This window comes from Candidatus Brocadiaceae bacterium, assembly GCA_012728835.1.
GTDB lineage: Bacteria > Planctomycetota > Brocadiia > SM23-32 > SM23-32 > JAAYEJ01.
Map to the genome: position 1 here is coordinate 18,198 of JAAYEJ010000061.1, position 17,601 is coordinate 35,798.

The 17,601-nt window shown below is 67.6% G+C and carries 14 protein-coding genes; 7 read left to right on the plus strand and 7 right to left on the minus strand.

Translation table 11 applies throughout. From position 1 onward, the window contains the following. Window position 1: 1 nt before the first annotated feature. The 7 genes from GXY85_09130 to GXY85_09160 all read right to left on the minus strand — a co-directional run bounded on the left by GXY85_09130 (window position 2) and on the right by GXY85_09160 (window position 8,710). Entirely contained in the window at window positions 2-1,231 is a 1,230-nt protein-coding gene (locus GXY85_09130) for a glycosyltransferase family 4 protein (GenBank protein ID NLW50984.1), read from the minus strand. Window positions 1,232-1,401: 170 nt separating this feature from the next. Next, entirely contained in the window at window positions 1,402-2,649 is a 1,248-nt protein-coding gene (locus tag GXY85_09135; protein NLW50985.1) for a polysaccharide pyruvyl transferase family protein, read from the minus strand. After that, window positions 2,646-4,058: a 4Fe-4S ferredoxin gene (locus GXY85_09140; protein ID NLW50986.1), complete on the minus strand. Its 1,413-nt coding sequence runs from the start codon at window positions 4,056-4,058 to the stop codon at window positions 2,646-2,648. The genes GXY85_09135 and GXY85_09140 overlap by 4 nt, the downstream gene beginning before the upstream one ends. Beyond that, window positions 4,052-5,485, minus strand: coding sequence for an oligosaccharide flippase family protein (locus GXY85_09145; protein ID NLW50987.1), 1,434 nt, complete (start codon window positions 5,483-5,485; stop codon window positions 4,052-4,054). Before GXY85_09145 ends, GXY85_09140 begins: the two co-directional genes overlap by 7 nt. 86 nt (window positions 5,486-5,571) lie before the next feature. Further along, on the minus strand, window positions 5,572-6,705 hold the full coding sequence (wecB, locus tag GXY85_09150) for a UDP-N-acetylglucosamine 2-epimerase (non-hydrolyzing) (GenBank protein NLW50988.1): 1,134 nt from the start codon (window positions 6,703-6,705) through the stop codon (window positions 5,572-5,574). Continuing rightward, window positions 6,702-7,028, minus strand: coding sequence for a hypothetical protein (locus tag GXY85_09155; GenBank protein NLW50989.1), 327 nt, complete (start codon window positions 7,026-7,028; stop codon window positions 6,702-6,704). Before GXY85_09155 ends, wecB begins: the two co-directional genes overlap by 4 nt. Before the next feature lie 77 nt (window positions 7,029-7,105). After that, complete coding sequence (locus GXY85_09160) at window positions 7,106-8,710, minus strand: undecaprenyl/decaprenyl-phosphate alpha-N-acetylglucosaminyl 1-phosphate transferase (GenBank protein ID NLW50990.1); 1,605 nt, start codon at window positions 8,708-8,710, stop codon at window positions 7,106-7,108. Window positions 8,711-9,434: 724 nt separating this feature from the next. Here GXY85_09160 and GXY85_09165 point away from each other — a divergent pair. From GXY85_09165 to lspA, 7 genes are all read left to right on the plus strand, one after another. Next, window positions 9,435-9,989: a hypothetical protein gene (locus GXY85_09165; GenBank protein NLW50991.1), complete on the plus strand. Its 555-nt coding sequence runs from the start codon at window positions 9,435-9,437 to the stop codon at window positions 9,987-9,989. 125 nt (window positions 9,990-10,114) lie between these two features. Continuing rightward, on the plus strand, window positions 10,115-11,170 hold the full coding sequence (locus GXY85_09170) for a hypothetical protein (GenBank protein NLW50992.1): 1,056 nt from the start codon (window positions 10,115-10,117) through the stop codon (window positions 11,168-11,170). Window positions 11,171-11,196: 26 nt separating this feature from the next. Further along, window positions 11,197-13,479 carry a polysaccharide biosynthesis tyrosine autokinase gene (locus tag GXY85_09175; GenBank protein ID NLW50993.1) on the plus strand — a complete coding sequence of 761 codons (2,283 nt, stop codon included), beginning with the start codon at window positions 11,197-11,199 and terminating at the stop codon, window positions 13,477-13,479. A 70-nt stretch (window positions 13,480-13,549) separates the two neighbouring features. Continuing rightward, entirely contained in the window at window positions 13,550-14,305 is a 756-nt protein-coding gene (locus GXY85_09180) for a phosphotransferase (protein NLW50994.1), read from the plus strand. A gap of 49 nt (window positions 14,306-14,354) precedes the next feature. Beyond that, on the plus strand, window positions 14,355-16,370 hold the full coding sequence (locus tag GXY85_09185) for an O-antigen ligase family protein (protein NLW50995.1): 2,016 nt from the start codon (window positions 14,355-14,357) through the stop codon (window positions 16,368-16,370). A gap of 178 nt (window positions 16,371-16,548) precedes the next feature. Beyond that, window positions 16,549-16,932 carry a hypothetical protein gene (locus GXY85_09190; protein NLW50996.1) on the plus strand — a complete coding sequence of 128 codons (384 nt, stop codon included), beginning with the start codon at window positions 16,549-16,551 and terminating at the stop codon, window positions 16,930-16,932. A gap of 42 nt (window positions 16,933-16,974) precedes the next feature. Next, window positions 16,975-17,505 (plus strand): signal peptidase II, encoded by a 531-nt coding sequence (lspA, locus tag GXY85_09195; GenBank protein ID NLW50997.1) that lies wholly within the window; start codon window positions 16,975-16,977, stop codon window positions 17,503-17,505. Window positions 17,506-17,601: the final 96 nt, after the last annotated feature.

Here is a 17,601-nt window from a genome sequence, read left to right on the forward strand (position 1 = left end):
TTCACCTCAGCGACTCAAGTCCGCCTATGAGCGCCCCGGCCACACTCTCGGGCGCGAACACATCCGCTGTCGGGAAGCGGTATCCGCTCAGGTCCTCCCCGGCCACCGCGCGTTCGAGAAACTGGATGATCCTGGCGGACGCCACGTCGGGGTCCTGGCCAAGGAAGCCGGGGTGCGAGAACCCCCCCACGAGATCCGCCACAGTGCCATTCGGCGGGCTGAACATCAGCACCGGCCGGCCTGAGGCCGCATAGTCGGCCAACTTGGAGGGCAAGTACACGCCGGTCTCCATCACGGCCTCCACGAGCATCAGCCCGCTTGCTTTCTGCATCGTCTCCAGCGACTCGGCATAGCCAAGCGTTCCGCAGTATCGCACGGCATCTGCATCACCTCCAAACACTCCCTCCAACCACCTTCCGTCCAAGGATGGACCGAAGAACCGGAGGGCAGCGGGGAGTCTCCGATCCCTGATCTGCTCGTTCAGAGCGATCAGGGTGGCGGCAAGCAATCGGCTACTGCGGTGATGCACCAGGGAACCTAGGTGCACTACGTGATGGCAGCCATTGCACTGCAGCGCGTCCTGTTGCCGACTGCGCCACCCTATGTGTGGGACGACAATCCCCCTGCGGTCAACGTCCAGTGCGTAGCCACGGGCGATGAGCTGCAGAAGGCGTCTGGTAGGGGCTAGTATTGCGTCAGCGTGTGTCAGGCAGGCACGTGCCCGCCATATCTGAAACCGATCGCACAAGCCTTCGGCATTGCCGGAGGCATAAGGCGCAGGGCTCAAGCACCATGGTGAGGGGTCGTTGAAGAGGCACGCCCAACGCACACCGTATCTGCGTTTGAGTGCCCACCCCAGATGAGCGGTTGGTGACGACGGGGAACCAGTGACGATCCAGTCGAAGGAGTCCCGCTCAAGGATGGCTCTCGAGTGCCTGTAGAGCTTCGGCAGGAACCCGCCGATGCCTGGGCTCAGGAATCGCATCCGTGCGGCCAGCGCCCCCAGCTTCCGCATGGAACGGGCCTGCGGTTCAGCCGGCTGCTCCGGCACTGGCAGCCGGGCCCACAGCCCTGCATCTTGAGCACCGTCAGGAGGCAAGTGGCTCGGCTTGCGACAGACGACCGAGACGTGATGTCCGCTGTCCTGAAGAGCCATTGTGAGCTTGCCCACACAGAATGCCTCCGCACGCATTTCCGGCGGGAACGTTTGTGTGATCAGGAGTATCCTCATGCCGTCAGCACTCCAAGACGTTCCGCACGCCGGTCACCCGTACGAACCGTACCCTGATTGTGCTCCGAAGGCAACCCATCGATGTCATATGTCGCCATCTCAAGTGCGACCCCCCAATGTCGAGCGGCCTTTCGAAAGCACGCTCCCAGGTGAACCGATTCTCTGCCGCTCTACTTGCCGCATACGTCCTGACCTTGCAGGCACTCGGCCAGGAAGGCTCCTCCTCTGAACGCATCCTCGTGGAATTGATTCGCGGAATCGCGGAGGTACTCCCTGACAGCAGAGCGGCGCTCCAGAAGCAATGCGATCTTCTCGATTGTCGAGGCCGCAGGAAGCTCGGTGAGCCCGATGTGCCATTGGAGGTCGCCATACACGTACTGAGCCATCCCCTTGGCCTTGGAGCTGTAGGATACAAAGAGCGTTGGCACGCCACTCGAGACCCCCGCAATCGCGCAGTGCATGCGCGCCGCGACAAGAGCGTCGCACTGGCCGATCACCCCCTTCGTCCGCCGGGCGCCCAGGCCACCCGGCAGAACGGTGACCGCATCCGGCTCGGGGCACGCTGCCCGCAAGCGTTCGTGCATGCGGGCCAGGTAACGGCAGTCGTCGTCGCCCTCCGTATGGGGTGCCACGACGTGAGGGACCAGGACCACCCGTACATCCAACTTCCGCATCATGGTTGCGACAAAGTCCGTCTGTTCCTGCAGCGCACCGGCCATCCCATTCGGTCCATATGCCGTCCGGACGGACAAAGGGCTCAGGTTCACGGCGAGTGTGGGTTTGGCGTGATCCGTCCAGGGGAAGTCCCCATTGACGGATGCAGCGGGCATCAGGAACGCAGGGTCTGCGACGGACTTCACCTTGTCGTGGCCGGCCAGATCGCTCAGATATCGGTGCGTCAGAGGCTCGCGCGCGGTCACCAAAGTTGCTCTCTTGAGCAAGCTCCTGTAAGCCTCCGCTGCCCCGGGGCATGGGGTGACCGATGTGGCCCAGATCACAAGCCCTGCGCTTCGGCGTGCGATGGCTCTGGGCAGATCGAAATGCGCTACAGTCTGATCGGAGCGGAACGGGCCCAGGCCGATGTCGGGCGTATCCCCGCCGATCCACAGGGCACAATCGTCCTTGTGGAAACACGAGAGGCGAGCAGGCGGAATCCATCGATAGGGGGCGCCAATGCGACGAAGTGTGCCCCTGCATATGTGCAGTGGATGCCACCGGGCGCGTTGTTGCCAACCGACGACCTGAACGGCGCAGTCAGACAGTGCCGCTGCGTCCTCCGTCGGCCGCTGTGAAAGATAGCGGACGTGGCTGTCAGGAGAGACCTGGCGAAGTATCTCGACGGTTCCGCGCACGATGGCCTCGCACCCGTAGTTGTAGACGCCACCGATGCCGAACATCACGAACGCGGGCTTTCTCATGGTGTGCATTCCTGTCGGGTTCCTGCGCTGCTATCCGGTGATCGCTTCAGAAGGCCTACGAAGCGCGCAACAAGCGACTCGAGACGCATCACAATAGGCATCAGAACAGATTGGAGCAGGAGCAAGTCGGCAATGGACAGCCAGAAGGCAGTCGGTCCGTGCCGTCTGCCGTAATACCGCCAGGCGGCTTTGCTGCGGCGTTGTGTCCAACGATTAAGGTGCCAGGATAGCATATCGGAGAGGCTGATTCTGGGGGCATGCTGCGGGCGATGGGACACGCCGAACGCTGTCCTCGTTCTGGCGAGCCGCCATTTTCGGCGAAGGGCTCCCTGCTGACTGCGGGCGACATCGCCCGCAGTGACCGGAGCGAGAACGAGGTCTCCGGACGCAACGCCGCCGGCAACGAGGGCCTCAAGTCCGGCGTTTCGGATGACAACGAGGGATGTGCCCCGGGGGTCGCGTGCATACTCGGGCAGCCAGGCGTCCATGAAGCAGGCGTCGGCTGCTCCGGCGAAGACGTCTCGGCAGAAGTTGCAGGCGTCCAGTCGAAAATACCCGTTTCTGCCGAGGAACAACGGAAGGCCTCTGTAAGGAATCGGCCGCCCTTCCGAACCGTCCCTGCGTGTCGCGACGAAGCAGAAATCGCCCGGCGGTCCTTCTGTATCCTTCACGCGGTAGCGGACGGCGACCGTCTCGTCAGTCTTGACCCCGCTTTCGGCAAGGAGAAGCTCGGTGTACATGACGTTCTGGTACATCCCGCACGCGAGGCCCAGGACGTATGGTATGGACCGGGCCAGCGCGGGCTTCTTCCCGACCGCTCTTCGGACAGCAGTGCAGAGGCAGGGAACGCCTGCGACGGCCCAACGCCTCTCCGGGGCGCGCAGAATCTCCTGAAGCACACCCGATAGCTCAACCGGCTGATAGACGCTGCCAGCGGCCCTTCGGATATCTGCCACCGATTCTGCAGCACGAAACTCAAAAAGAGGCTTGTCCTGTCCACCCGCAAACCTGACAACAGCGGCGCAGTCAATCATGCCATTGCTAAGCAGGGATTCGAGCAGCCAGGTGAGAAGGCCTCCTGATGCACCTGACGATCTATGCCCGTCCTTCGCAGAGTGGCCAGCGAAACAGGCGCGATGCCACCCAACAGCAGGATGCCGAGGGTCGCGAACCGCCCCCTCGTCAGCGAAGAGGGCCTTGTTCTCCGGGACGGAACCATGGATTCCTTCGGCAAACGGGCACACGAAAAGGCACACACCACAATCCACGCAACCGCCGACGTCACACGCAGTCAGGTCGCCATTGGCCGCGATCCTCATCTGGAGCACGCCAACGGGGCAGAGAGCAGTGCAGACGCCACAGCCACTGCAAAGACCGGAGGCAACGACCGTGTTCGCGACATTCAGCATATGGGCGCCGCCTTCATTCGGCCTTCTTCAGCCAGGGGGCTGCGTGGTCTGGCCCAGCCCGAGATGCGGACGAACGCCCACAAGACAACTGCCGTGGCCAGCGGCAGAGCCAGGAGACGCGGCACGAATGGTGCTCTGCACAGCGTGGCGAAGCCTAACACGAGAATGACCATCCAGACGATACCGGCCTCGAAAGAGACGATCGTGCTGCGTGGAACAAGCATCCTGCGCACGTAGAACGGGACGAAGACTGCCGTATTGACGGCGTAGGCCAGAGCGTAGGCCGCAGCCAGTCCTGTTGCGCCCCAACTGCGCATGGCCAGTGTCCCGACTATCAGGAGAAGCGCCCAGAACGCATTGCTGAGTGCACCCCACCACATGAGACTCCGCGAGGCAAGAACCCGTGCCAGTCCCTGCTTGTACATGAGGACGCAGGCGGCAAGTGTGACGACCACCACCGCGCGGTTGAAATGCAAGCTGGCGTATCCCGGTCCAAACACCAGACTCACCAGTTCGGGCAGGGCAATCAGTACGAGTGCGGGGAAGACCCCCAGTGCCCATGTGAGAACCATGTTCACACGCTTGAACCGGTCACTCGCTTCGCCCTCGCGCGAGCACAGCATCGGCAGCAGAACAGAACCCAGCGGTGCTGCCACCAGCAGAAGGACTCCCTTGAACTGGCTCGCGGCGGCAAACAGACCAAGCTCGGAGTATCCGCCCTGCTGGTTCGCGAGAATCGCGTGTGCTCCCCAGGTGGCGGGGGCGGTCATCGCACCACCCATGACTGCAGGCACGGAGAAACGCCAGAGAATCTGCATCTCTCTGGTTGCGTGGCGGTAGGTCAGGGGGACGCCCTTCCTGCGGGCCTGGACACGAACCGCTGCATGGTTCAATGCCCAGCCCATTGCCGCCGTGCCTGTCACGGCGATGACGGCACCGCGCAGATCCCAGTAGTAGGCTCCGACAAGCATCAGCGGGAAGCTCAGGAGCCCCTGTACCAGAGAGAGCGTGGCGACGGTCCCAAACGCTTCAAACCCGGCCAGTGCACCCCTCTGGGCGCCACCGAGTGCGTTGAACAGCAGCAGCAGGCAGGCGATGCGCAGTTCAGTCACAAGGTGGGGTGCGTTGATTGCGTGCGCGGCAAGGTATGGCGTCAGCAGGAAGACCAATGTGCAGAAGAAACCCCCGGAGCCGACAGCAACGACAGTCGACATTCCGAGGATGCGACCTGCTCTTGTGGGGTCTGTGTCCCTGAATTCCGCCACGTACTTCGTCGCCGTGAGGCCGAGCCCGAGTCCCGCGAACACCCCGAACATGCCGACGGTGCTGCGGATCATACCCAGTTCGCCGAAACCCGTCTTGCCCAGGATCCGGGCGACCACGATGGACGACATTGCCCCCAGGACATGGGCGATGCCCGTGCCCATGATCGTCCAGAAAGCTCCCCGTGCAAGCCGGGCGCGAAGGGAGCCTTTCGGCAGGAGAAGATCTCGTTGCTGGCGGATCCGACCGATCAAGTTCCCTGCCCCGCAATGCTCAGTCGACGACAGATTCGGTCGCTGGCCTGGCCATCCCCGTACGGGTTCACCGCACGGGCCATGGCTGTGTATGCATCGTCCTCAGCCAGCAGCCGAGAAACGGTTTCGATGATTAGGGCCTCATCCGTGCCGACGAGCACGGCGGTCCCCGCAGCGACCCCTTCGGAACGCTCTGTCTTCTCCCGCATGACCACGACCGGCTTGCCCAGGGTCGGTGCCTCTTCCTGGAGCCCGCCGGAGTCCGTCAGGATCAGCGTTGCGGCATCCAGTAGCCCAACGAACGAGAAGTAGTCGAGGGGCTCCAGAAGGCGGACGTTTGGCAGTTCGCCCAGAACAGGGTAGACCACTTCGCGCACGTGAGGGTTCAGGTGAACCGGAAAGATGAACACGGTGTCAGAGTGAGCGGATGCCAGTGCTCGGACACCACGGCATATGCTGCGCATCCCCGGGCCGAAGCTCTCCCGGCGGTGTGCCGTCAGGAGGACGAGACGGCGGCCATCCAGCGACTGGAGTTGCTCTCGGAGCGCGGGATCGATCGGCACCGCGCCCCTTCTAACCTTGTCGACGGCCAGCAGCAGTGCGTCGATCACTGTGTTGCCAGTTACGGCGACGTGTTCGGACGGGACCCCTTCGGCCAGCAGGTTCTGCCGGTTCGCCTCGGTGGGGGCGAAGTGCAGGTGCGCCAGCCGGGAGACCAACACCCTGTTCGCCTCTTCGGGCCAGGGCGCGTTCATGTCTCCCGTGCGGAGGCCGGCTTCCACGTGCCCGACGGGGATGTGACGGAAGAACGCGGCGAGTGCTCCACATAGGGCCGACGTCGTGTCGCCCTGCACCAGCACGCAATCCGGCTCGACGGCGCCCAGATAGCCGTCCAAGGCTTCGATCATGCGCGCGGTGAGCGCGGCAAGGCCCTGGTCCGGGCGCATCAGGTTCAGGTCGGCGTCGGGTTCGACTTCGAAGACGTCAAGGACTTGGTCGAGCATGTCGCGATGCTGCCCGGTGACGCAGACGTTGACCTGGAAGCCAGCCTCCCGCCTCAGGCGGAGTATGACCGGGGCCAGCTTGATGGCCTCGGGGCGGGTGCCGAAGATGACGGAGACCTTCTTCATGTCGGGCCCACCTTCGAGATACGTCCCAATGGCTTCCCGAAAGAGGCGCCTTCCAGCGGCGTTGCGACAGACCCGCGGGCGAGCTTGCCGGCGAAGACCCAGCCGGCGCCCTTGACGACCCGGGTCGTGAGGGACGGTTCGCTGCCGACCGGCGCCGCGCCGCCGACGGGCGCGCCGCCGACGGGCGCGCCGCCAACGGGCGCGCCGCCAACGGGCGGCGGCGTGGCGGCCGGCGCCGCGTCCGTGCCTGAGGCCGCAACGGCGTCCGTTGACGCCGCGGCGTCGGTTGCGGGCACGGCAGCGGTGTCCAGCGGCTCGGTCACGGGGGTGCGGGCTCTTTCAGCAAGGGACGCTTATGGGTTCGTTTCCGGTGCTTCTACGGGCGATGCGGGACAGTATACTATGAATCGACGGCATCGCCAACGGGCTGCAGAACGGGCGGCTCGGGGGCGGCGTCCCCACCGGCATGGGGACCGCCCGGAGGGGCGGCGTGCCCCGCGGAGGGGCCGGCGGGCCCGGCAGCGTGCAGCTCGGCCACGCGCGCGCGCAGGGCGGCGATGAGCATGTCGAGCGCGTGCGGCACCGACGGGCCGAGCGCGCGTCCGTTGGTGGACTTGCGCGCGTGCAGGCTTCCGACGGCCCGGCCGTCGACCGTCAGCGGGTAGACGGCGGACCAGAGGGCGCCGGGCCCGTGGTGGGCGGACTCTGCGGCGTCCCAGGCGGCCTCTTCGAAGTCGGCGTCGTCGCCGAACGTCCACGAGCGGTGGACGCGGCGGCCGTTGAGCCGCAGGGCCATCTCGGCGGCGTCGAGCTGCAGGGCGCGGGCGGTGTCGACGACGAGCTGCCAGAGGTCGTCGACGTCGGCGGTGCGGGCGATGCGGCCGGCGGCGACGTGGCTGGCAGTCAGGCAGCGGCGGCGTTCGCGGCGCGTGTGGACGGCGTCGACGATGCGTGTCTTGACCAGTGCGACCTCGTGCCGGCCGATGATGCGGACGGCCAGGACGACGCACGCGGCCAGGGCGACCAGCAGGGCGCCGGTCTGCGCGTGGGTGCTGACGGCGATGGCCAGTGCGAAGAGGCCGAGCACGATGCAGCCGCCATACATGACGAGCAGTGCGGTGCGGTGGCTCAGGCCCATGTCGAGCAGCTTGTGGTGGATGTGCTGCCGGTCGCTGCAGGAGACGGGCAGGGCGCGCGCCCATCGGCGGAGGATGGCCAGGGAGGTGTCCATGACGGGCAGGCCGAGGGCGATGACGGGGATGAGGAGTGCGACGGCGGTGGCGCCCTTGTGGGAGCCGCTGACGCCGAAGCAGGCGATGAGGAAGCCGAGCAGCAGGCTGCCGGAGCTGCCGAGGTAGATGGAGGCCGGGGGGAAGTTGAACGGCAGGAACCCGGCCACGGCGCCGGCCAGCGCCAGGGCGAGCAGCGCGCTCTGGGTGTTGCCGAGCATGAGGGCGAGCAGGCAGATGGTGGCGGTGGTGAACAGTGCGACGCCGCCGGCCAGGCCGTCCAGGCCGTCGATCAGGTTCAGGGCGTTCATGCAGCCGAGGAACCAGAAGATGGTGAGCGGCAGGGCGAAGGCGCCGAGTTCGATGGCCGGCCCGAAGGGGTTGCTGATGGACGCGATGCTGTAGCCGCGGGCGTACATGAGCGCGGCGGCGACGGTCATGAAGAGCACGCGGACGGCGGGGCGCAGGTCGCGGATGTCGTCCCAGATGCCGACGAGCACGACCAGTGCCGCGCCGCCGAGGAGGGTCAGCAGGCCGTCGCCCCGGAAGACGGGCGTCCACAGGGTGGCCCGGCCGAGGTGCCGGGCGGCCAGCAATGCCAGGAAGAAGGCGGCAAAGATGGCGGCACCGCCAAGCAGGGGGATGGGTGCGGCGTGGAGCTTTCGGAAGCCGTCCGGGCGATCGACGATGCCCAGTCTTGGCGCCGCTGCGCGCGCCCCCAGAGTGCCGACGAGCCCAAGGCCGAAGGCAAGAGCGAACGTCACCGCGTAGATCACGTCATCCCCTCCGTACGAACAGGGGGGCGCGCTCATCCCAATGCGCAGCCGGTTCCCTGCCCATCTCCTCCACAGGCGCACGCGATGTTGTGACCGCGCGACCCGCGCACCATATCCTCAGGCGATCCGTTCCGCTTGCCGCCCCCGTGTGCAAGTCTCGGCAGATCCGTCTCGCCGAGGCCACCGGCCGCTCCGGCCGCTGCCAACTCTGCCGAAGCGTATGCAGTAGAGGAATCTACCGCGCCCGATCGGTTTTGTCAAGTCGAATTCTCGCGAATGTCAACCGCAGATAGAAATGTCCGCTATACACGGCAGATAGAAATGTCCGGTTGTTGCCGCAGCCACAAATGCACGGTCATGTTCAGGGATGGTCCGGCGCTGGACGTCGCCGCCCGTTGCGTGGTAGCCTCTGTATGCCCTCGGGAGGACAGGGCTTGTCCGCCATTCGTGTGGCGGGCTCCGCAGGAGTGCGACCCGAGCGCCCGTGGGACAGACGTACGGCACGGGGCTCAGCCGCCGCCGCAGCCGGGCACTTCCTGCGCCCGGGTGCCGGAGTGACAGCATCCGTTCGGCTGCACGCGCTGCGCGGAAATTCCGCCAGACAGTGCTTGACACGCCTGCAGTGGACGGGTAGACTGACTGCTGATGGTTGGGAGGCGCTCTGCGCCGGTGGCATTGGGGGCGCGACGTCGGTCTGAGGTTCAGGAGAAGTGGAGGTGTTGAGGTGAGTGGCGTGAAAGGCTTGCTGGCGGTTCTTGGATTGGTGGCGGCTCTGAGCGGTGGGGCGGCGGCTGCCGAGGGCGTTGTGACTGTGGCTCCGTCGCCGTTGCGGGCGCAGGTGATGTACTCTGACATGACGAACGTCGGGAGTGGCGTATTCATCCGGGTCTGGCAGGTCGGTGCGAAGGACTTCCTGGCGAGCGTGCGGACGGCCGAGGCGGGCATGGTCGAGCTGCCGGCGCTCGACGTGGGGCGTTATGTGCTGGTGGTGAACGACCGGGCGCGCGTGGATCTGCACGTGAGCCGCGATGCGAAGGCGACCGCCGAACCGACGCGGATCGTCATCCCCCGCGGGCAGGGCACGTATGCCCGGCTGACGCCCGCCCAGCAGGTCGCGGCGCTGACCCTTCTGGCGGCTGCCGGCGAAGAAGGTGCCCCGGCAGAGGATGGCGAGAGTGATTCCGACATCCTGGCGCCGATTCTGATCGTTGCCGGTGTCGGTGCGGGGGCGGGCGGCTACGCCTACTACCGCCACCGTCGTCGCCGCGTCAGCCCGTAGGGTACACCGCGTGTCGTTACGGCCGTATCTGGGCCGGCCCCGCCGGGCCGGCCCTCTCCGCCGGACGTTGCCCTTCCGGCGCGTGTCGCGTTACTCGTGAATAGCGCCGGGGGTGTTTGTCTGCCATGAATCCTCTCGGGCGGTCCCGTCTGCTGTGCACGGCCGTTTTGGCGTTCGTGGCCGCCGGTTGCAGCCAGTTGGACCTGGGTGCGACCATCAAGGGCGAGCCTTGGAGCGACGCGCGCGCCTCCGTCGAGCGGGTGGAGGAGGACCGCCGCCTGCGCCAGCTGGCGTCCGTGCTGGCCGCGTGGGAGGAGGAGAGGCCCGAGGGGGATCAGGAGTATCGCCTGGGGGCCGGCGACGTGCTGAGGATCCAGATCTTCGGGCTTCAGACCGCCGACGGTTCGACCAGTCTGCAGTTGACGGTGTCCGGAGACGGCACCATCGCGCTTCCCTATGTCGGTGCACTCGACGTGGGGGGGTGCACGGTGCGCCAGGTGGAGGACCGCGTGCGTGCGGCCTACGCCGAAGGCTACCTGCGCAACCCGCAGGTCAGCCTCGAGGTCGTCGAGTACCGGAGCGCCTACGTGACGGTCGCCGGGGCGGTCGGGAAGGCCGGGGTCTACCCTCTGAAGCGCGGACCCAGCACCGTGCTGGAGTGCCTTGCGGAGGCGGGGGGGCTGGCCCGGGACGCCGGCGATGAGGTCGTGCTGATGCGTCCCCGGGAGCCGGGGACCCGGGGGCAGCTCACGCGCATCGACCTGCGCGAGCTGATCGACCGCGGCAACCTCCTGGTCAACCTGCCCGTGCGTGCGGGTGACATCGTAACCGTCCCGCCGCGCGTGGAGAGGTACGTCTACGTTCTCGGCTACGTGCGGAGTGCCGGCGCGTTCAAGGTCGAGAGCGGGCGGACGGTGGACGCCGTGCGCGCCGTGGCCATGGCGGGAGGCCTGACCAACACGGGCCGGGCCGCCAACTGCTACTTGGTGCGCAAGCGGGAGACCGGCGAGGAGGCGTTCAAGATCAACCTGAAGAAGGTGGTCAAGGGCGACCTGCCCCCCCTGTATCTGCAGCCTGGCGACGTGCTGGTGGTCGGCACGGACTTCTGGGGCAAGGCATCGGAAATCTGGCGGCCGAGCCTGAACACCAGCATGTCGGCGAGCGCCAGCGTGGTGCCGTAGCGGCCTGCGAGGAGACACGGAGCGCTATGTCGGACGCAACACAACCCGGCGCCGAGCCGGTCTATGCGACCCAGGAGCCCTTGGGCGACGGTCTGGACCTGCGGCACTACCTGGGCATCGTTCGCCGGCGGTTTTGGGTGATCCTCACGAGTCTGGTTGTCGTGGTCACGCTGGGCACCGTCCATGCATTCCGCGCCACGCCCATCTACCGGGCGGAGGGCTCCGTGCTGATCGAGCTGCAGGGGCCGCGGGTGATGGGCTTCGAGGACATCACGCAGGCGCAGGGCGGTTCGCGCGACTGGTACTTCTATGCCACGCAGCGCGAGATGCTGCGGAGCCAGGCCGTGATGGAGAAGGCGCTGGAGCAGCCGGGAATCCGCGAGATGCTGGAGGGCGCCGGCGAGGCGACAGAGGCGCCTCCCGGTGGGCTGCGCGGGCTCATCACCGAGGTCCGAAACACCATCTCCGCGCTGCTGGGAGGGGTGCCGAGTTCGCCGCCCGCTCCCTGGGAGCGCCTGCGCGGCATGGCCCAGGTGTCGGTGGATCGCGACACCGAGTCGCTGCTCCGCATCTCTTCCGAGGGGACGAATGCGGCGCAGACCGCCCTGGTGGTCAACGCCGTAGCCCGTGCGTTCGCCGCGTATCACATCGAGCGCCGACAGCGGAGCAGCAGCGAGGCGTTCGCCTTCCTGGAAGAACAGAAGAGCATACAGGAGCAGAAGCTCCTCCAGGCCGAGGCGGCACTCCAGGAGTTCCGCGAGGAGGTGCGCCTGCCGACGCTGGACACGTCCGACCGCCAGAACCCCGTGCTCGTGCGTCTGGGGCGTCTGAGCGACCGCCTCACCGAGACCCAGCTTCGCCGGATCGAACTGCAGGCCCAGGCGATGGTCCGGGATGAGGTGCTGGCGGAGGCGCCCGGCGGCGGCGACGACGGTTTCGGCGGCCATGTGTTCAGTCTGCCCGGCGTGCGGGCTGACGAAGGCGTGCAGTCTCTGCACGAGCGGCTGCTGGCCGCCGAGCAGAAGGTGCAGGGCCTGGGCGACGTCTACGGCCCCGAGCATCCCCAACTGCGGGCGGCCCTGGCCGAACGTGACCTGCTGGCGGAGGAACTGCGGTCCGCGGTGGACAGCATCGTGGTCTCGGCCACCAAGCAGCTCGACATGCTGAAGCACGAGGAAGATCAACTGCTGGCCGAGTATGAGGAACAGAACCGGAACGCGCTGGAACTCTCGCGTGAATCGGCCACAAGCAACCGGCTGATCCGGGAGGTGGAGCGGCATCAGCGGCTGTTCGACGTGCTCGTCGAGCGGATGCGGGAGGTCGACCTGACCGGCGACTACGCGCGCACCAACGTGGAGATCGTGCAGGAGGCGGTTGTGCCGCGCCTGCCCATCCGGCCGCAGCGGGCGCGTATCATCCTGCTCTCGATCTTCCTGGGCACGTTCCTGGGGGGCGGGCTGGCGCTCCTGCTGGAGCACCTGGACGACACGCTGAAGATGCCGGAGGATCTGGAGCAGTATGCGGGTGTGCCGGCGCTCGGCTTCGTGCCGACGCTGGAGGAGGAGGACGGAGAGGTTCCGCCGTTCGCCTTCCGCAGCCAGATCGCCGCCCTGCGCCCGATGTCCTCCGCCAGCGAGGCCTACCGCAGCATCCGCACGAGCCTCTTCTTCGCCGCCCCGCCGGAGGACAGCCAGGTCCTCACCGTCACGTCCGCCCAGCCCGGCGAGGGCAAGACGACGACCTCCTGCAACCTCTCCGTCGTGATGGCCCTGGGCGCCAAGCGCGTGCTCCTGATCGACGCCGACTTCCGCAAGCCCATGGTGCACCGGGCCTTCTCGCTGGAGAACAAGGTTGGGCTGAGCAACGTGCTCGTGGGCGACAAGCCGCTCGAGGAGGTCGTTCAGCAGGCCAACGTCGACGGCAAGCCGCTCGAGTATCTGAGCGTGCTCACGACCGGCCCGACGCCGCCGAACCCCGCCGAACTGCTGGACTCCCAGGCGATGCGCGATCTGCTCGGCCGGGCGCGGGGCGTCTACGACCGGATCGTCATCGACACGCCGCCCGTCCTGTTCGTTGCCGACGCCTCCGTTGCGGCGTCGATGAGCGACGGCGTGGTGGTCGTCGCGAAGTCGGCCGTCAGCACCCGGGCGGCCGCGCGGCGCATGCGGGGTCAGTTGGAGAGCGTGCGCGCCCGCATCCTCGGCGGGGTGCTCAACGACGTGCACCTGGCGCGGCTCGGGTACTACTACTCGGACTACGCCTACTACGGCTATTCGCGTTATTATGGCGATTACCGGAAGGCCTATTGACGGGGATCCGCTGGCCGGCTGAGGACCACCCGCACGGCGTGGGCGCACGCCCGGCGGGTCGGAGAGGCCTATGGAATCGACCGACGTCGGGCGCATCACGGACGTCCACAGCCATCTGCTGTGGGGGGTGGATGACGGGGCGGCCTCCCTCGACGAGTCGTTGCGCATGTGCGAGGCCTACGTGGCCGAGTCCGTCGAGACCGTCGTGGCCACGCCTCACATGGCACACCCCGTCTACAACGTGCCGCGCCCCCTGATCCTGGAGAGGGTGGCCGAACTCCGGGACGCCTCCCGCCGACGCGGTCTGGGGCTGTCGATCCTGCCGGGAGGCGACGTGCACCTGCAGCCGGATCTGCTGCCGATGCTCGACTCCGGCAACCTGATGACCGTCGCCGATGGCGGCGTCTACCTGCTCCTGGAACTGCCCGAGCAGGGCCTGCCGCCCCTGGCCGATCTGGTCTTCCAGCTTCAGGTGCGGGGCATCACGCCCGTTGTGACCCACCCGGAGCGTCACGCGCCCCTCGTGCGCCGCCCGCAGTACCTGGCCGAGCTGGTCGAGCGGGGCTGTCTGGCGCAGGTGACGGCCGGGGCGCTGCTGGGGGAGTTCGGCCGGTCCGCCCGTCGCGCGGCCGAACGTTTCCTGGCGGGTGGACTGGCGCACGTCGTGGCCAGCGACGCGCACTCGGCATCCGGGCCCCGCAGCCCGTCGTTTGCCCCGGTGCGCGACCGTCTGGCGTCCCTGGTGGGGCCGGAACGCGCCGCACAGCTCCTCTGTGCGAATCCGGGCCGGCTTGTGCGGGGCGAACCGATGGAACCGATCGAGTAGATGTGCTCGGCGGGACATGACTCTCTCTCGCGGTAGGGGGGATGGACTCGTGGACGACAGAAAGGACCGTTTGTCCGGCGCGGGGCTCTTCGCGGTGATCGCCGCCGTTGTGGCTGCGCCATGGCTCTTCGGCGCTGCCGAACCCTGGGCGTACCTGTTGGTCAGCCTCCTGGTCGGAGCCGGCACCTGCCTGTGGCTGCTGAGCGTCATCCGATGCCCGGCCGCGCGTCTGCGGGCCCCCCTGACGACCGTCAGCCTGCTGCTGTTGGTGGGCCTGGTGCTGTTCCAGATGCTCCCGCTTCCCGGCGGCCTGACCGCGCGCCTCAACCCCCTGGGCGCCCAGGCACGGGAGGCCCGTGTGCAGACGTTCGAGGCCATGCGCACGGCCGGTGCAGACGACTACCTTCTGGGCGGTGCGGACGAGCAGCCCGAGTGGGCGGGCGTCTCGGCCGCCCCCGGGGCGACCCTGCGCAGCCTCTACCTGCTGGTGGCGTACGTCTGCGTCTTCCTGGTCCTGGCCAATGGCATTCAGTCCTCGGCTCAGTTGCGTCGGACGGCCGTTGCGCTGACCGTCAGCGGGTTCATCATGGCAGCGGTGGGGATGGCCCACAAGTTCAGCGGGAGCCGGCTGCTCCTCTGGTTCCACGTGCCGCGCTTCGGCGGCTCGCTGTTCGGCCCTTTCACGAATCGCAACCACTACGCCGCGTTCATGAACCTGATGGTAGGGGTCACGCTCGGGCTGCTCATGGCCGCCTCGATGGTGCGCATGCATGGCGCGCAGACCTGGCGCGAGCGTGTCGCCTGGCTCTCGACGCGTGCGGCCAACCGCGTCGTGCTGATCGGCTTCGCCCTGCTGGTGATGACGGCCAGCGTGTGGGTCTCCCTCTCCCGGGGCGGAATCAGCTCCCTGATCGTCGCGTTCGGCGCGGCGGGCGTCGCCGGCGTGCTGCTGGCCCGGGGCGGCCGGCGGCCGCGCCTGATGGCCGCCGTGGCGCTCCTGGTCGTCGGCGGCCTCGTCTGGGTCGGCTGGCGTCCCGTGTTCGACCGCATGGGCACCCTGGCCGAACTCGATCCGGCAGCCGACAGCCGCACGGAGGCCACCCGGGCGACGCTGGAGGTCTTCCGCACGGCTCCGCTGGCGGGCGTCGGGTTCGGTGCGTATCAGCACGTCTTCCCCATCTTCCAGACCGGCGGCATCCAGTTCGGCCGCTGGGCGCATGCCCACAACGATTACGCGCAACTGCTTGCTGAAGGCGGACTTCCGGCGGCCGTTCTGGTTCTGCTGGCGGCCGTGACGCTCCTGGCCACCGTCCGCCGCCGGTGGCGGCGCAGCGCCCCGCATCGCCGGGCCATGGCCGCCGGCCTGTTGGTGGCGCTGATCACGATCGCGCTGCACAGCCTGGTCGACTACGGACTCCACAAGCCCGCGATCACCTTCATGCTGGCGGCCGTGGCCGCACTCGCTGTGGCCGCCGTCTGCGTGCGAGGACGTTCGGACTCCACGACCCGCTTCAACGGGAACGGGCGCCGGGCCGACGAGCCCGAGGAACCGGAACGGTCGGCCCCGATGAGCATGCCGGCAGCGGCGGGCCTGCGCCTCGGCTCTGTCGTCGTGCTGGTGGGCCTGGTGGTTCTGATGATGCTGCAGATTGACGAACTGCGCGGCGAACTGGCCTTTGCGCGGCTCTGGCACCTGAGTTCCATGGTCGAGAAGGTCGAGGACCGCTCGACGGCGGAGGCCATCGTGCGGCATGGGATCGCCGAGGCGGGGCTCGTGGAGCGGTTTGCGCCCACGAGTGCGGACGCCCTGTGGGACGTGTCCCTGACGAGCGGCCAGTGGGCGGCCCGCGACGACCTGGACGGTCTGCTGAGGCTCCGGCTGGCAGAGCTCAGCGTCCGCAGCGCGGCGATGGCCGTGCGGGCCGCGCCGACGGACTACGAGGGGTGGTACTTCCTGGCCGGTGCGTTCCATGCCTTCGGGCTGCCGGAGCCGGCGGCCCTGGCGATGGAGCGGTCGCGCCGCCTGGCGCCGCCGGGCATGGAGGTCGGCCTGCCGGGGCTGTGAACGCCGCCGGGCCGCGAAGGCCGGGCGGTGGCTGCTGCCTAACATGTGGCTGGCGGGGGGGTTAGGTGTGTAGGGCCGGCAGCGCGCTTGAAGCGCCTTCTTCCGTTCGGATAGACTGAGCGTTCCGGCGGACGTGAGGGGCCGGTGCGGCCTGGGGCGAGAGAGAAGAGGGCAACGCGTGAACAAGAAGGAGCTGGCCCAGTTTCGCAGGGTGCTTCTCGAGTTGCGCGGGAAGCTGGCCGACAGCGTGGATCATCTGCAGAATGATGCGTTGAAGAGCGGAGGCGAAGCCGCCGAGGAACTCTCGGACGTCCCTGCGGAGCACATGGCGGAGCGCGGATCCGACAACTTCGCGCGGGACCTGAAGATCCGCATCCTCCAGAACAGCGACTCCGAACTCTGCGAGGTCAACCTGGCGCTGGACAAGATCGACCGGGGCGTCTACGGCCTCTGCGAGCACTGCGCGGGCTCGATCAGCCGCAAGCGCCTCAAGGCGCTCCCGTTCGCGCGCCTCTGCATCGGGTGTCAGCAGGAGATGGAGGAGCAGGGCGGCGGCCTGTAGGCGTCGCCCCCAGCCAACGGTTTCGGCCGGGCAAGGAGCCTCGTGAGTCGATCGTGCACAGCCCTGAAGGGGCGAAGGCTGTTCTGGATCCTCGCGGCCGTCACCTTCCTGCTCGACCAACTGACCAAGGCATGGCTCTGGCACCATCCGGATGAAGGCCTTGCGGATCTGGATCTGATCCCGCAGGTCCTGCGCATCGTCAGCCATCCGGGCAACCTGCACGGCGTACTCGGCCTGGGGCCGGGCACGCCGGTATTCTACGTCGGCGCGTCGCTGGCGGCGCTCGGCGTGATCGGGTTCCTGCTGTTCACCACGGACAGGGGCCGGACCCACCTGATGGCGGCGCTGGGCCTTGTGGCCGGCGGGGCCGTGGGGAACCTGGTGGACCGCGTCTCGCACGGATTCGTGCGGGACTTCATCGACCTGCACTGGCGGGACCGGCTGCACTGGCACACGTTCAACGTGGCCGATGCCGCCATCTGCGTGGGTGTGGCCGTGATCCTGCTGGACGCGCTTCTGGCGCCTGCGCAGGGGCAGGAGGCGGCGCCGGAGGACGGGGAGACGAGCCCCTGACCGGCGGCCGCTCGGTTTTGCGCTTGCATCGACGCGATACGCTGGTACAATCGCCCGCGACGGTGTCGCTCGCTCGGGCATTCACCGGGTCTCGGG

What these genes read in the sequence shown, in the direction of transcription:
- GXY85_09130 (NLW50984.1), bottom strand. Translation starts at nt 1,231, where the DNA reads ATGAGGATACTCCTGATCACACAAACGTTCCCGCCGGAAATGCGTGCG.
- GXY85_09135 (NLW50985.1), bottom strand. Translation starts at nt 2,649, where the DNA reads ATGAGAAAGCCCGCGTTCGTGATGTTCGGCATCGGTGGCGTCTACAAC.
- GXY85_09140 (NLW50986.1), bottom strand. Translation starts at nt 4,058, where the DNA reads ATGCTGAATGTCGCGAACACGGTCGTTGCCTCCGGTCTTTGCAGTGGC.
- GXY85_09145 (NLW50987.1), bottom strand. Translation starts at nt 5,485, where the DNA reads ATGGGCACGGGCATCGCCCATGTCCTGGGGGCAATGTCGTCCATCGTG.
- wecB (NLW50988.1), bottom strand. Translation starts at nt 6,705, where the DNA reads ATGAAGAAGGTCTCCGTCATCTTCGGCACCCGCCCCGAGGCCATCAAG.
- GXY85_09170 (NLW50992.1), top strand. Translation starts at nt 10,115, where the DNA reads ATGAATCCTCTCGGGCGGTCCCGTCTGCTGTGCACGGCCGTTTTGGCG.
- GXY85_09175 (NLW50993.1), top strand. Translation starts at nt 11,197, where the DNA reads ATGTCGGACGCAACACAACCCGGCGCCGAGCCGGTCTATGCGACCCAG.
- GXY85_09180 (NLW50994.1), top strand. Translation starts at nt 13,550, where the DNA reads ATGGAATCGACCGACGTCGGGCGCATCACGGACGTCCACAGCCATCTG.